General features: G+C 48.9%; 10 protein-coding genes. All 10 read right to left on the minus strand.

The features are described 5' to 3' along the window. Nucleotides 1-11: 11 nt before the first annotated feature. Nucleotides 12-1,640, minus strand: coding sequence for a response regulator (locus tag ACQKPA_RS06925; protein WP_427490662.1), 1,629 nt, complete (start codon nt 1,638-1,640; stop codon nt 12-14). 9 nt (nt 1,641-1,649) lie between these two features. Beyond that, nucleotides 1,650-3,413 (minus strand): cache domain-containing sensor histidine kinase, encoded by a 1,764-nt coding sequence (locus ACQKPA_RS06930; RefSeq protein WP_427490664.1) that lies wholly within the window; start codon nt 3,411-3,413, stop codon nt 1,650-1,652. A gap of 58 nt (nt 3,414-3,471) precedes the next feature. Beyond that, complete coding sequence (locus tag ACQKPA_RS06935) at nt 3,472-4,884, minus strand: ABC transporter substrate-binding protein (protein ID WP_427490666.1); 1,413 nt, start codon at nt 4,882-4,884, stop codon at nt 3,472-3,474. Between the two features lie 209 nt (nt 4,885-5,093). Continuing rightward, complete coding sequence (locus tag ACQKPA_RS06940; protein ID WP_427490668.1) at nt 5,094-5,912, minus strand: endonuclease/exonuclease/phosphatase family protein; 819 nt, start codon at nt 5,910-5,912, stop codon at nt 5,094-5,096. An 84-nt stretch (nt 5,913-5,996) separates the two neighbouring features. Continuing rightward, nucleotides 5,997-6,989: a hypothetical protein gene (locus ACQKPA_RS06945; RefSeq protein WP_427490670.1), complete on the minus strand. Its 993-nt coding sequence runs from the start codon at nt 6,987-6,989 to the stop codon at nt 5,997-5,999. 343 nt (nt 6,990-7,332) lie between these two features. Next, on the minus strand, nt 7,333-7,728 hold the full coding sequence (locus ACQKPA_RS06950; protein WP_427490672.1) for a YvaD family protein: 396 nt from the start codon (nt 7,726-7,728) through the stop codon (nt 7,333-7,335). A 38-nt stretch (nt 7,729-7,766) separates the two neighbouring features. After that, entirely contained in the window at nt 7,767-8,327 is a 561-nt protein-coding gene (locus tag ACQKPA_RS06955) for a TetR/AcrR family transcriptional regulator (RefSeq protein ID WP_427490674.1), read from the minus strand. Nucleotides 8,328-8,519: 192 nt separating this feature from the next. Then, a complete protein-coding gene (locus ACQKPA_RS06960; RefSeq protein ID WP_427490676.1) occupies nt 8,520-10,844 on the minus strand; it encodes a glycoside hydrolase family 3 N-terminal domain-containing protein in 2,325 nt (774 codons plus the stop codon). 33 nt (nt 10,845-10,877) lie between these two features. Further along, on the minus strand, nt 10,878-12,455 hold the full coding sequence (locus ACQKPA_RS06965) for a response regulator transcription factor (RefSeq protein ID WP_427490678.1): 1,578 nt from the start codon (nt 12,453-12,455) through the stop codon (nt 10,878-10,880). Next, the gene (locus ACQKPA_RS06970) at nt 12,439-14,238 is read right to left on the minus strand and encodes a sensor histidine kinase (RefSeq protein ID WP_427490680.1); all 1,800 of its coding nucleotides are present in this window, start codon (nt 14,236-14,238) and stop codon (nt 12,439-12,441) included. The genes ACQKPA_RS06965 and ACQKPA_RS06970 overlap by 17 nt, the downstream gene beginning before the upstream one ends. Between the last annotated feature and the right edge of the window lie 28 nt (nt 14,239-14,266).

Raw genomic sequence — 14,266 nt, forward strand, 5'->3', positions numbered from 1 at the left:
TATCCCTCCCATTACAATGAAATGTTGTTTCTTATGTGCGCCTGCTTGAATTCCGATGGTGTCATCTGCGTATATTTTTTAAATACGTCGGTAAAATATCGCCGCTCCACATAACCAAGCAATTCTGCTATCTCCTGGATTTGCCGATCCTCCAAGAGCAGCCGCTTGGCCACCTCCATCCGTTCTTGAGTGACAAATTGACTAAATGCCATTCCCGTCACTTTCTTGAACAAGCCGGCAAAATAACTGGGGCTTAAATGAACTGCCTTCGCGCAAGTACTTATGCTGAGGTCTTGATCCAAATTGGATTTCACATAATGAATGGCTTCCTGGATGATTTTTGCGGCGGCGGAGCGATTCTGATTCTCGATGCGTTCACAGCCTAGCGTCACGATGCTACGCAGAATCTTCTTCATGTCCGTTAAGGATCTCTCCGAGCTGACCCTCCCTTCCCGAACGATCATGTTCAAATCGGACAATTCATTCATGGGTACCTTATCTTGAATCGCCCTTAGCATCATATATGCCAGCTCATAGTATAAGCTGATGAAGTATTCCGGCTTCGGAAGCGGCGACCTGTCCGTAAACTCAGTCAGGATATGATCGAGCGTCAGTAAGGCTTGGTTGACGTTTCCGGATTGTATGGCATACACCATTTCCTGCTCTGCGGTCCGTATGCTGCGCGGCAAGGAGATTTCCGTATTAGCTATATCTTCATATGAAATCACCGCGTTGCCTCCGGTATAGAAATGGTATGACAGGGCATGCAAAGCCTGATCGTACGATGAGTTCAATTCATGGATATACGTTACGGGGCTGCCGATTCCTATTGATATTGTTATTGAAGTATATAATCTGACATGCTGACAGCACGCCTCCGCTATGGTCGCCGCTGAAACTGATAACGGTGTATTCAATACCGCGACTAGGCGATTAGCCGAATCCCGGAATACCATCCCCCTTGTATACAAAGCGATGGTCTCCTCCGTAATATTCTTCAATGCAAACCGGGCAAGCTCCAGTTCTTTCATCGGTGAATCCCGATGCTTGTCAGCAAATCCGTCGATTTCAAGAATCATGACGAGCAAATGCCTGGACTCCAAATCCGGCTTTACATATTCCCACCGCTGCTCCGCCTCCTGTTCGTTCACCTTATGATGCAGCAGCAACGTGAACAATTCCTGACGCAGGAAAGGCATGCTCTCCTGAACCCGCTGCTCTAATTCAGCGATATGATCCTCTTGGTTTCGTATCGCTTCAATTTCTTTTTTGGCCTTTACAACAATTTCCTCGATATGAGCAAGTGAAAAGGGCTTCGTTATGAAGTCGAACGCCCCAAGCTGAACCGCTTGCTTCGCATATTCGAAATCACTGAATCCCGTCATCAATATGACCTTGCTGCGCGGCAGCAGCTCTTTGACACGTCGGGTCAATTCGAGACCATCGAGCTTCGGCATTCGAATATCGGTCACGATGATATCCGGTTTGCACGAGGTGATCAACAGGAGTCCGTCTTCTCCATTGATTGCCGTCCCGCTTACGGATATCCCATGATGTTCCCAGTTGATTTGCTTGGATATGCCATCAACGACACTCTGAATGTCATCAATAAAGCATATCGTTGTCGTAATTGCGCTCATCGGCTTGAGTCAACTCCCTTCGAGTTGTGGGTAAAGGGGGATGATAATCGAAACTCGGGTACATACATTAGGTTCGCTCTCCAAGTGCAAATCAGCCGAGCTACCATACTGAAGCTGTAATCGCAATCGGACATTATATAACGCATAACCCGATCCAGCAGAGGATGCCGGTTGACGAAGGAGTGGATCAGCTGTATTCTTTTCGTTCAGCCCCATACCGTTATCTTCAACGATGAAGTACAGATAGGAGCTATCCTGCTTTACCTGAATCCGTATGAAGCCGCCCTCATTGCGATCGTTAAAGCCGTGCAGGATTGAATTTTCAACCAGCGGCTGCAGCATGATTTTTAAGATCGGGTGCTGCATATCCACTAAGGGATCAACCTCGACCATGTAGGTAAAGAGCGTTTCATAGCATTTTTGCTGAATGTTTAAATACTGCTCCACGTGCTGAAGCTCATGCGCAAGCGTAGTCATCTCCTTGCCGCGATTGAGGCCGAGCTGAAACAGCTGTGATAAGGACAGCACCATTTCCTGAACATCCTCCAATTGATTCAGCTGGCACTTCCAGTAAACCGTGTTCAGCGTGTTATATAGAAAGTGAGGATCAATTTGAGCTTGCAGGGCTTTCATCTCGGACTGACGTTTTTCCTTCTCTGCCTGCTTCACAATATCAAACATTTCATTAAGCTCTTCCAGCATCCGGTTAAAGCGATAACCGACCTGCGTAATTTCATCATTGTATTCGCTTTCATAACGTACGTTAAGATCGTTCATTTCCACCCGTTTCATTAGTGATTGCAAGTGGCTTAACGGTTTTATGAGCAATCGGGTCAGCATATTCGCAAAAGCAAACGACACAAGCAAGCATCCCGTGATCACCCCGAGAATGGTCAGCTTAATGCTGTCCATCTGCTTCATCAATTCTGATTTAGGCAGGAAGCTGAATAGCGTCCACTCCTTCACTCCCCCCAGCTTGGTAAAGTTAACGAGGTACTCATAACCTTGATCCGAATACTCAAAGCTACCCTGCTCAGCTGTTAAGGCCTCCCTGTATTTAGGCTCATGTTTCAGCGTATCCGCGATGACGGAATCGTTTAGCAGCACATCGCTCCCATCGGAAGAGGCCAAGAGATGAAACTGCTTGCGATTTTTATCCTCCGAGGCAATTAAGGATCGAATCGAGTCGATTTTGACATTCGCTACAACGAAAATATCTTCGATGTAATGGGAGGGTATGCCCTCCATCACAAAGGAAATGACGTTCTCCCTGCTGGAAAAGAAACGGTCCTCATGACCGGCCACCCATAATTTGCGTTTCTCGCTTTTGATGTGCGTATACAGCTCCGAATCATAGAACGAATGGGAGAAGTTACGCTGCTGACTTGTCTGGTAATAGTCACCCTCACGCGTGGCGATAAGAATAGAATCAATCATCGGTTCATACAGCTTGGTCTGCACAAAAGTCGATTGCAGCCCGGACAGATGGGTATAGTAATTCTCCGCCTCCGAGTAGCTGCTGTCCATCCCTAACGCTCTTCGGTAAGCCGTATTGACCATCATCGAGTAAACCGCTTGCGTGACATGATTCAGCTTCTCATCCAACACCTTCGACGTTTTATGAATCGTTTCCTGACTAAGCTGATAGGCATTGTCCTTCACAACTTCCTCCGCGATCATGTAGCTTAACGCGCCTGCGGTAGTAACCGCAAAAATGACAATGAGCATAAACGCAATCCAGATTCGGCGTCTGAACGATAGTCGGTAGAGCATTGATCAACATCCTCCGTCTCTATGTTTCGGCTGTGGCAGCAGTTGTTTGTTAATGTAATCAATCACTTAGCCATGAGACATCCTGAGGGTGCAGCGGATCAAATGAAGGAATGGCTTTCATATCCACTCTGCCTGCGGCCCGTTCCTGATCTAATGCTGCGTTGTAACGCGCGTTCAGATCCTCAACCAATGAATCAAGATCCCCGCCGATCATGATGTACTTTACGAATTCGTCCTCCCACTCCTTACCCTTTGGCTTGAATCCTTGAGGCGATGCAGGCCATATTCCGTCATACTCTCCTGGGAAGAAGCTGGTGATGCCGTCGATATCGGGTTTTCTGGCTTTAGCGGCTATTGCCTCCACGGACAAAATGCCAAGTCCGGCTTCCTGATACCCAATCAGCACTTCATCGCTATACATATAACGGAGAAACTTCCAAGCTTCCTCCTTATGCTTCGACTGGCTGCTAATCGACAACCACCTTGTCGCTCCAACTCCCTGGTTGATCATGCCTTTATAGGTCCCGTCAATCGATGGGGGAAGAGCAGCTCCCCATTGGATCTTGGCCGGAAACTGATACTTATAAATGCTGGGTTCCGAAGAATAGGACAGATACATCCCGATCTTCCCGTCGGCAAATTGTGCCCGCAGCGGATCGATGTCCAGAGATTCCGATCCCGGCAGCGTACTGCCATTCTCCATCATGGTCCGAAATGCGCTTATAATCGGTATAAAGCCTGAGAAATCATAGCTACCTGTCGAAAAGTCATATCCATCGCCGCTGATTCCGCTTATTTCCGCGATCGGAACCGCTGACCGGCCGAGAGCGCTGGCAGGAATTTTATAGGGGAGGGCAAAACCGTAAATGCCGTCCGCTTTTCCAATTTCGGTGATCCGACTTGCCGCCTCCACCAACTCGTCAAGCGATTTCGGGGGGGAGGTTATACCGGCCCGCTTAAACAGCTCCACATTATAAATAAGACGCAAGGTTGATCCGCTGTTAGGCAGGCTGTAGATGTATGGATCAAAGACGTTGTATCCTTCGATGAAGGCTTGCTTCCCGAACCTGTTTCTGATCTCGGGCGTTAAATATGGGTTGAGCGGCTCCACATAGCCTTTTCGGGTCATTTCAGCGAGATCGATCGGGGTAAAGATATCTGGTGATTGCCCGCTGGCAAATGACAAATCAAGCGATTGGGCAAAATCATCTGCCATCACCGTCATCTCAACCTCAATAAAATCGCTATTCTCCTCGTTATAACGATGAATGACCTCTTGGATATAATTCGCGTCATGACGCCCCGTTGACCAGAATCTCAGCTTTGTCTTTTCTGGGGCACCAGCCATATCTGATGCCGTTGAGTGCGAAAATATACGGCCAGAGCCCTGCCCTTTGCCACCTTGCATGCACCCCGTTACGGTTATGCACAAGCACATCAATGCAACCAGCGGTAATCTCCAAGTGATCATGCACGCTCCCTCCTTGTGCTTGTATCGTAGCATAACCTATTTTGTGGATATAGACAGAACGGTAAAAAAACTGTAAAGGGAAGAATATCGATTCATCTCCGCATACGAAAAAGGCTACCCCAAGCAAATGCCCGGTGGTAGCCTCTTGACCATTGTTATGTCCTGCATATATCTTGCACGAGCCTAAACTTTAAGCTTACCCAAACGGCCTAACGCTTGAATGTTACTTCGGCTGCGATAGGCAGATGATCCGAAGCTTCCGTATGGATCACGCGCTGATCTGAATGCTGAACGGCAGCTGAGGTCAGAATGTAATCGATTGTTACCGACGGATTGATTACAGGAAACGTATAGGCATCTTCGATTCCCTGAAAGCTGTTTACGAATAAACCGCTGTCCAGCAACAATTTAAACTCTGAACTGTTTGGTTCTGCGTTAAAGTCGCCCATCAGCAGCGCCGGTCCCTCAGAGGCAGATGCAAGTTCAATGATTTCCTGCGCCTGTGCCGTTCTGCTGGTAACGTCCAATCCAAGATGCGTGTTGTACACGTCCACATGGATCCCCCTCAGATTTACGACAGCGTGTAGAACACCGCGCTGCTCCTTCCCGAAACTGCTCAGCAGAACATTCTCGGATCGAAGGATCGGATACTTGCTAATGATGGCTGTTCCATACTGGCGGTTATTCGTCTGACCTTCCGCAGGCTCCAAATCTAGATTCGCACCATAAGCGTAGTGATATCCGAGCAAACCTGCCAATTCCTTCGCTTGGTCTTGAAAGTCGCTTCGTTCCCCGTAAAACCGGTCCACTTCTTGAAGGCCGACTATCTCTGCACCGGAATCACGGATAACATCGGCGATTCTTTGCAGGCTTAGCTGCTCATCCAATCCAACCCCGTGGTGGATATTGTAAGACATCACCGTTGTGCTTACTTCTTTGCCTTGCCCTTTTCCAGCCGCCAGCACCCCCGTTGTAAACATCGGAACAAACAACAGGCAAGCGATAAACGAAACGAAGCCTTTTTTCATGGACAAAATCTCCCTTCCATAGTCGAATGCCAACTATGATAAATTTACTGATGTCACAGTTCTCAGAGGCTAATTCAGTGGATGTTAATTAAATATACTATCCGGAACGTAATACACTTTTTGCGTATCTTTTTTGTTTACCGGGTCCGTCACAATCGTAAAATAAACGTTGCTGTTCTTTGTCTGCACTCCCTCGATTTCATGGTTTCCCACATTCGTGATGTTCACGAGGGTTTTGAATGTCCCTGCGTTTGTCATCATGGCAATCTGCGGGATGTCGCCTTCGGCTCCGCCTGATGTATATATTTTCGTCTGCCCCAGCATATCGGCCCCCTGGAAGGATCCGTTCGGCCTTACGATCCCACTGCCCGACTGCGTAAAGCTGCTAACGGCGGCGTTAACCGCAGCTGCGCTGTCCATCCGCACCTGTTCATTGCTGTCCAGAAGCTTATTGAGTGCGACCGTGTCGTAAATCGACCACGTTACGGTCCCCTCTTTTGTTTGTACGCGGAACACCGTATGCGTACTGTTGCCGCCGCCATCCACTCGGTAGGTCTCACCTAGCCTTGCCCCCGTTTTATTGGCGTAATTCATGTAGGTGAAGCGATGCAAATCCGTATAATCCACGGTCTTGCCAGCCGAATATTGCAGCCTAGCTACCTGCAGCGACCAGTAATAATCCGTTGAAGGATCTGCTTTGGAACTGAAGTAAAAGTAATTGATGCCATTGTACGTATACATATCCAGCGTTTGGCAGTGGCCGGTATTCGTAACCGTCATTTCATCTACATAAGTAGCGTCTTTCCCGTTAATGAGCAATCTTGAAAGATAGCAAGTTCCCTTCGACCGCTGCGTGACATAGAGATATTTATCCGCGATATAAGCCTTCTGAACGGCCACATTATGATTAAGTCCCTTTAAGTTGTAGGCGAGCGTTGCTGAAGCGTTGATCGTTTTCTCAGGAGTCGCCGCGAATGCCGGCAATCCGGACAAACAAAACACGAGAGCTGCTAGTATTGCGGACGTTAGCATTTTTAAATGCCTATTCATATGCCTCAACCCTTGAACGTCAACCATCAATACACCTCCATTAATAGTAGGAAAGAAATTGGACTGCCCCCGAAAACGCACGAAAGACAAGGTTCATGCGGGCATTTTTGCCATGGTAAAGGAAATCTTCCTCCTCTCTTTATACAGAAACATCGTTTCATTCCAGCCAAGTTTCTGCTTCATTACAGAAAATGGGGGATCCACTATTGAGTTTACCATGTACCTCAGGAATTTCCCGTGTATAAAATACTTAAAGTTAGACGAACCGCATGGTCCTTTAGCCCTTTTTTTTCGCTTGCACTCAGAAGATGTAGGCAGTGAACCTTTATCGAATGTTCATCCAGTAAAACGAAAATCAAAAAGCCGTGACTTAACACGGCTCCTTGGTCTCAAGCATTTTTGGGATGAAGAACAATGGATATAACATCAGGTACAGATTAGGCGCCCACCACATGATGTCAAAATCGGACTTCATGATCCAAAAAGCGATCGCCTGCAGTCCGGAACAAAATGTCAGGATGAGCGAGATTAAAGCAACGCTTCTCCACTTTATATTCTTCTGTTTATGTAGGTAAATGCTGTACATTCCGGTGATGGAAATGAGTATATCCAGCGGGAAGAACGACCAATTCCAGGCCACTAACAGCTCATTGGTATAATCCTGATATAAATATTCCTTGGGAATTAACGCTAGCGCAGTGACGATCCAATACACGATAAATCCGATATCCGTAAATAAAAACAGACCTTTTAATGTTTTACTCATGTGTTGCCCTCTCTTCTCCTTAATGAACGAATGATCGTTCAACCTTCCTTCTTGATAATACCGGATAACAGGATCTCTCCCATATCCCGCAGACCCTCCTGAAGCGTAATGCTGCTTTTATTTTCAGACGAGTCCTCAATTAATCGATACAGGCCTCCAACATACAAATCAATAAAAATTTTGGTATTAAAAGGGCGTAACAATCCTTGATTGATTCCTTCTTCAAATAGTTCAGTGATGCTGTCCCATTGTTTATTCAGAAATTCATCCAGCGTCTTCCATTGATCAGGATAGTAACGCTGAAGCTCGGTAATGAGGTTTAATCCGATAAACTGAAAATCAGTCGGAATGAGGATAAGGCATCGCTTAAGTTTATCGAGTGTCGTCAGATCAGGATTAGCCATGATGTCCTTTTCTTTTTCTTGAAGTTCGATGATGGCCTCACGAAGAATCGTTGCAATCAGCACATCCTTGGAAGGGAACCATCCGTACAGCGTCTTCGTGCTCATACCCAGTCGTTTGGCAAGGTCACCCATCGTAAAGCGTAATCCTCTTCTCTTGATTTCATGGCTTGCCGCCTCAACAATTCGATCTCTCAATAGATACACCTCCTCGTTCAGAAAATAATTAAACTTTAATGTTTTCCTTGATTTCTAAAATAATATCCCAATTTCTTCTTCTAGTCAACGAACGTACCAAACACGACAAAAAGAGACAGCATTGTATGCTGCCTCCAAGTATCGATGCATCGTGCTAATGTATAAGAACCCTTTTTTTGTTTCAGCTTCGTTTTAGGACTTTAACCTTAACTGAACAACACCGCTCTCCCAATCCGAATGGGCCCCCACTACGATGTTGACTCGACAAGGGACTACTTCGAATTCCATGTTTCGATTCCAAATAGCCAACTCCTCGAAGCCGAGCTCGAACGTGACGGTGGTTACATCACCAGGCTCCAGCGCTATCTTCTTAAATCCCTTTAATTCCCGTAATCGACGGGTAATCCCTGATTGATCGCCTTGAATATAGAGCTGTACGGTTTCAAGTCCTTTCCTGTCTCCGCTGTTTCTCACTTCCACGCTCACCTCGACGCGGCCTCCGGATCGAAGCTCTTCCAGCGTCATTTCCTTCTGAGAAATCGTTGGAGTCCCGTATTCAAACATGCTGTAACCAAGACCGAATCCGAACGGATATAACGGCTTGGACGGCATATCGACATAGGGACGAGGCTGTCCAGCGTTCTTCTGATTATAATAAACCGGCAATTGACCCACGGAGCGTGGTATGGAGACTGAAAGCTTGCCGCTGGGATTCACCTGTCCAAACAGAATCTCGCCAATGGCACGCCCCCCTTCGCTTCCAGGATACCAGGCACACAGCAGTGCATCGCTGAGCCCAGCCACCTCGCCGATGGCCAGCGGACGTCCCTGAATGAGCACCGTAATCACTGGTTTCCCCAGCGCGTGGATTTCCCGGACCAATTGCTCCTGAATGCCGCCTAATCGGAGATCGGCTAGATCGACGCCTTCCCCGCAATCCATTTCCGTCGGATCCCCTTCAGCTACGATGGCAGCACCATTACTATCAAACGTATCTCCGAATTGACGGGCACTGCTGCCGCCAAGTACGAGAACGACCGCATCCGCGGAACGGGCTGCTTCAACGGCCTCGGGTATTCCATTCGTGGACATGCCTCGTACGCTGCATCCGGGAGCAAAGACGATGTCCGTGCCTGCGGGTGCAGCCATCCGAATGCCTTGAAGCGCCGTGACTCCGCTGCCCTCGCGCTGAACGCTGGTGTAGTCTCCAAGCTGGTTGTAAAGCCTGTCCGCGTTAGGGCCGATGACCGCTAGTCGTTTGATCCGGCCGCTATTCAGCGGCAGTATGTTTGAGTCGTTCTTGAGCAGCACAACCGCTTCTCTCGCGACGGATGCATTCAAGTCTTTAGCGGCAGCATTATTGACGGTTGCAGCTGCCAAGCCTTCGTCTATGTATGGGTGCTCGAACAGTCCCAGTCTGAATTTAAGCCGAAGCACTCGAGCCACCGCCCGATCGATGTACTCCATATCGGCCTTCCCTTGTTTCACCGCTTGCTCAAGCGTGGTGAACGACTTGTCCCATAAGCTAAGATCAACCCCGGATGACAGGGCAAGTCCTGCCGCCGACTCATAATCTCCAGTTATGGACACCAATCGGTCGATGGCCGTTCCATCCGCCATGACAATCCCATCGAATCCCCATTCATCTCTCAGAATACCGGTTAACAGCTTATTATTGGCATGACACGGAATGCCGTCGAGCTCATTATAGGCCGCCATGACGCCAGCCGCACCAGCCTTGATCCCAGCCTGCGCGGCCGGCAGATGAATTTCGCGAAGCTCCCGCTCGCCAACGGGAACCGGCCCTGCATTGCGACCGCCCTGCCCTGCTCCCTGAGCGCACAGATGCTTGAGCACGGCTGCCGCCTTGTCCGGGTGCTTCCACTCTTCTTGCTCTCGTCCCTGCATGCCGTGCACAACCGCTTCCGTCATCCGCGCAGCCAGGTACGGGTCTTCCCCGTAACACTCCTCGGAGCGTCCCCACCGCGGATCCTGCTGGATGTCCAGTACCGACACCAAGCCGATGTGAGCCCCGCGGCTGCGGATTTCGGAGGCCACATGGGAATAGGCGCGTTCAATTAATTCGGGATTCCACGTCGATCCGATGGCCGTATTAACGGGCAGAAGCGTTCCGTCTAGCGCCTGATGACCATGGGGACATTCCTCCGAGAGAAGGACAGGAATGCCAAGCCGGCTATGTTCGATTACATAGCGCTGTATGGCATTCGCTACCTTGGCATTGTCCTGCGTAGGAATCCCGTTCTCATAGGTCACTCCAGACCAAGGGTCCGCCCGGAAGAGTCCGTACAACGCCCCCATGCCTGCTCCCCACTCGACATGCTCTTTGAATAATTCGGTTAGTTCAAACTCCGTTTCAGTCCCTTCGCAATGCCGATATGCCATCCAGCCGTACAAGTGCTGATTCAGCTGCCCGACCTTCTCGCGCAGCGTCATTCTCGACAGCAAATCCTCTACCCGCTCATCAACGGGAAGCGCTGCATTCCGATACTTATCCATTTTTTCTTTCTCCTTCCAATCTGGTCATTATGCTTATTCCTTGATATTCAAGACCCGATATTTCTTGGGTGTCATCCCCGTGTACAGTTTGAAGACGGATACAAAATACTTGTATTCTTTATACCCGACGCGATCTGCAATCTCAAACACCTTGTCCTGCGTCGTCAACAACAGCTTTCTCGCCTCGTTAATGCGCAATTCGTTCATGTATTCGCTGAAGCTTTTTCCCGTGCTTTGTTTGAAAATATTGCTGAAATAGCTCGGCGTAATTTTCAAATACGCGGCCACTTCCGATGCTTTCAGGTCACTAAGATAATGTTCCGCCATATACTTCTTGGCCTTCTCAATAATCCAGAACGATCGGTCGATGCCAACCTTGTCGATGAGCTGCAGAAGGTCAAACACTTCCGTGGATATCGCCTGCCGGATTGCATCGGCATGATTGTATACATCCAGATCGAACGTCCTTTCCAGACCATGCTCAAGCTGAGTCAACCCGCTTTGCCGAAGGCGCTGCCGCAGCATGATCGACAATTCATCACAGACCTTCACCATATCCGTCAATAGATAGCGCTGATCGCGGAAAAATTGGAACATGCCGCCCACAAGCTCTTCCAGCATATCAGCATCCTGCTTAAATAACGCCACGGTCAGCTTCGAGATCATGTCCGCACTGTCAAAATCGCGCAGCGCCCGGCTGTTATCCACTTTGGTCTTATAAGCGCAATCCAGTATAGGGCAGTTATCCAAAGCATGATAAGGCAGCAGGTTTCGAACTTCCGAACACATGGCTGCGGTTTGATCCAAGGAAGCGTAGGCCTCCGATACCGCACAATACATGCGATGCTCTTTCGGCCAAGAATCCAGCATATTTTGCAGGATTTCATCCCACTGCCCTTTCAATAGCGGTTGATCCGTCATCAGCAGGGTCATCAGCAAATTTTTATGCACGAATACGGATACGTGACGGACTCCGCATGATTCCAGGTTATCACGTATGGTATGCAGCCACAATTGCTGAAGTATCGCAAAATCCTGTTCGGTCACGGAAGCCGCGAGGTTCGAGAACTTCTCCAGCTGCGTGGCTATGAGTTTATACTCGGCACTGGTTAGTAGATATGGAGGCACAGGCTTAGCTATTGAAGTTTCGTACGGCGCGGCCATTTCGGCAAGCCAAAGCTCGGCATCCTTCACTGAACCATCGAGACGGGTATCCTTCCGGCGAACGTCTTCCACGATTCCAGCCACGACCGCCACCAATTCTTCAATATCGACGGGTTTCAATAAGTAATCGGTTACATCAAGCTTGATGGCTTGGCGTGCATACTCGAATTCCTCATAACCGCTGATCATGATGACCCGAATCTGGGGGTGGCAGCGCTTCAGCTCCTTAGTAAGCTGAAGACCGTCCATTCCCTCCATCCGGATGTCCGTCAGAACCAAATCAATCTCTTGTTCTTGGACTACCTGCAGCGCTTCACTGCCGTCATAGGCTTCCGCAACGACTTCGACGCCATGATCCGCCCAATCAATAGTATAGCGCAGGCCTTGACAGATCACGGGTTCATCGTCAACGATGAGCATTTTTACTGTCTTATCGTGTTGCATCATGCGATTCACCACCGTAGGTTTCAGAATGTGGGAGCTTGAGGCGAATCAAGGTACCTTGCGTTGAAGCCTCGATTACTTCCAGACCGTAGCGTTCTCCGAAAAATAGGTAAAGACGTTCATGAATGTTGCAGAGCGCACCTCGATTGTGACCGGTTTGCACCCCGTTACGGAGAGACTCCCGGACCTCCTCTAAGGTAACATCGTCCATTCCGCGCCCGTTATCCTGCACGTCGATCCAAATCTCATCCTCCCGCTTATACGCGATGACCGATATTCTGGCTGCCGGCTCACGCCGATCTATGCCATGTTTGAGAAAATTCTCAACCAAAGGCTGAATGGTAGCCTTCAAAGTAAGCGAATTCGCTAGATCATATTCCATATAAAGCGCGTATTTCAGTTTTTGACCCAGCCGCCTCTGCTGCAAATACAAATAGGAGCGTACGAACTCCATTTCTTTTGCGAGACTGGTCTCGTAATGACCATTGTTCAGACTGGAACGCAGGAATCGGGACAAAATTTCGATCAGCTGGCTGGACTCGCTGGCCTTCTCCAGCCTGGCAGTCCAGCGGATCATATCGAGGGTATTATAGAGAAAATGCGGGTCCATCTGCTCCTGCAGCAAACGCAGCTCGGATTCGCGTTCCCGCAGTTCCAGCTTGTATTTATGCTCGATCAGTTCCTGAATCGTGGATACCATATCGTTAAACCTGCGATTCAGTTCGGAAATCTCGTCCTTGGAACGAATAGGTACCCTCGCGGAGAAATCGCCGAGTTTTACGCGATTGGTCTCAATCTTCAAGCGCAGAATCGGCCTGATGATCGTATAGTGGAAGCCGATCAAGGCCGATAAACCCAATAGGAGAATCCCGACAAGAATGAACTGCATCAATATGGTTACGCCGCGTAGATCCTGATCAAGCGCAGCCTTGGGCACCATGGAAACGATATTCCAGTCGGTGTTTTCCATCCGTTGATGAAAGGTCAAATACGATTCCCCGTCGTAACGATAAGTGGAAGTACCCATCGTCCCTGCGGTCACGATATCCTTAAACGCTGCCTCATCGCCGATATTCAAGGGAAACCTGTCTTTGGAGGGCAGAACAGGCTGTCCATCGGAATCCACGATGAATACCATCCCTTCGTCCCGCGTTAAGCCCCGTTGAAGCTGTTTGAATATACTGGCTTCATCCATACGGATCACGAGCTGGGCAAGCGGCAGCGTGATCTCGTCGTAGGAGTTCAGTACACGGAACAAGGACACGAGGCTCACTTCTCCATACCAACCGCTGGTTGAAGGATACCCGTTGCTCCATACGATCCCGCCTTTCTGCTCGTCCGCAAGGCGGTTCCATGACTCTTCGTTGCCGTGAATCGGCTCGCCCATCTCAATGGAATTGCCGTTAAAGCCGGTGATGGATATCGATTTGATATAGTTTTTGGACATCAACTGAAACGTCAGAAATCCTTCGAGATTTTGCTTCAACTGCTCTGCCCTCCCGCTCTCTGGCGGTGGATCAAGACGCAAATATTGGCGCATGTCGTTGCTGAGGATCAAATAATCGGCAATATCCTCAATCATGGTCGTTTGCTCTTCCAGCTGGTTCGTTACGATCTCAAGGCTGCGCTGGCTTGATTGGATAAATTGGCTGCGCAGCACTTCGTTCAGCTTGTCTTGGGCCAGGACGCCGACCCCAAGCGTCGGCAGAATGACAAAAAAGAGGAAAATGACCAGAGCCTTCTGTTTCAGACCATAATTCCCGATCCAGCCAAAGCCGCTACGCATGCCCATTCCCTCTTTCGATGTCATCATG

Source organism: Paenibacillus sp. NPDC093718, assembly GCF_050279985.1.
GTDB lineage: Bacteria > Bacillota > Bacilli > Paenibacillales > Paenibacillaceae > Paenibacillus_AQ.

Bases quoted from the DNA above. Each gene is read 5' to 3' on its own strand.
- ACQKPA_RS06965 (WP_427490678.1), bottom strand. From the start codon at position 12,455: ATGATGCAACACGATAAGACAGTAAAAATGCTCATCGTTGACGATGAA.
- ACQKPA_RS06950 (WP_427490672.1), bottom strand. From the start codon at position 7,728: ATGAGTAAAACATTAAAAGGTCTGTTTTTATTTACGGATATCGGATTT.
- ACQKPA_RS06935 (WP_427490666.1), bottom strand. From the start codon at position 4,884: ATGATCACTTGGAGATTACCGCTGGTTGCATTGATGTGCTTGTGCATA.
- ACQKPA_RS06940 (WP_427490668.1), bottom strand. From the start codon at position 5,912: ATGAAAAAAGGCTTCGTTTCGTTTATCGCTTGCCTGTTGTTTGTTCCG.
- ACQKPA_RS06925 (WP_427490662.1), bottom strand. From the start codon at position 1,640: ATGAGCGCAATTACGACAACGATATGCTTTATTGATGACATTCAGAGT.
- ACQKPA_RS06960 (WP_427490676.1), bottom strand. From the start codon at position 10,844: ATGGATAAGTATCGGAATGCAGCGCTTCCCGTTGATGAGCGGGTAGAG.
- ACQKPA_RS06930 (WP_427490664.1), bottom strand. From the start codon at position 3,413: ATGCTCTACCGACTATCGTTCAGACGCCGAATCTGGATTGCGTTTATG.
- ACQKPA_RS06970 (WP_427490680.1), bottom strand. From the start codon at position 14,238: ATGCGTAGCGGCTTTGGCTGGATCGGGAATTATGGTCTGAAACAGAAG.
- ACQKPA_RS06945 (WP_427490670.1), bottom strand. From the start codon at position 6,989: ATGGTTGACGTTCAAGGGTTGAGGCATATGAATAGGCATTTAAAAATG.